A 929-nucleotide genomic window follows, 5' to 3' on the forward strand; every position below is an offset into this window, starting at 1 on the left:
CCTGCGGCCCGTATCGGCACGCGCGGCGTGACGATACCTTAGTCCTCCATTTGATCTTGGTTCCGTTTCGGGTCCTCTTCGGGGTCCCGGTTGGAGTCCTCTTTCGGGTGCTCTTTCGGGTCCCGTTTCGGGTTCCGCAGACCGGTCGACGGCGGCCGCGCGGACAAGGGGTCTGACCTGCGGGACAAGGGGGTGGGACAACCTCTCGGGCGGCGCCGACTTCTTCCGTACGGGACCCTCTGCTGGCCCGGCGGACCGGCGGAAGCGGAAGGCCGGCGGGAACTGCATCGCGCACGCGCGCGAGGAGGCCGGTCGGCCGGGCCGTTCAGAAGCAGAACCACGGCGGCGTTCGGAAGCAGAACAGCCGGGCCGTTCGGAGACTGAACGGGCGGTCTCCCCGCGCCCGCGCGGACCATGATCAGAACCATCTGCAAGAGGTGTCTGGACTGCCGTCGGGTCGTGATGCATAGGAGTGGGCTGCTCGGGTCGGTGCCTTGATCGTCTCGGAGTGTCTGAGCTGTGCCCGTTGTGGATCTTGGATTCGTGGTCCTGCTGTCGGGTGGAGGTTGGTGGAGTTCGAGGGCTGTTCGAAGTGGTGTCTCGGTACGGTCTGCGCATGACTGAGCAGATGTGCAAGAGCGGCGGCGTTCACCGGCTCCCGGACGGTGAGGAGTCGTGGAACTCGGAGCGCTGCGACCTGCTGGTGGCCGCCGGCCTCGACAAGTGCCTGCCGTGCCAGGACCGGCTGATCGCCGAGCTCTCGGCGGAGCTCACCGACGACTTCGGCAGGATCTTCACGACCTGGGTGCTCGGCACCCCCAACCGCCGCCAGCTGGTCGGCGCCTCGATGCCGGACACCGCGCTGGAGCTGCTCGGCCCCAACGGCGGGACGGTGATCAGCCCGCCGTCGCGCCGCGCCCTGCGCGGGG

1 protein-coding gene is annotated in these 929 nt (G+C 68.5%); it reads left to right on the forward strand.

Going from position 1 to position 929, the window contains the following annotated elements; translation table 11 throughout:
* Window positions 1–616: 616 nt before the first annotated feature.
* Window positions 617–929, forward strand: a 313-nt coding sequence (locus ABD323_RS41835) for a hypothetical protein (RefSeq protein WP_344447311.1), incomplete at its 3' end; no start/stop codon positions are given.

Source organism: Kitasatospora nipponensis (assembly GCF_039528135.1).
Lineage (GTDB): Bacteria > Actinomycetota > Actinomycetes > Streptomycetales > Streptomycetaceae > Kitasatospora > Kitasatospora nipponensis.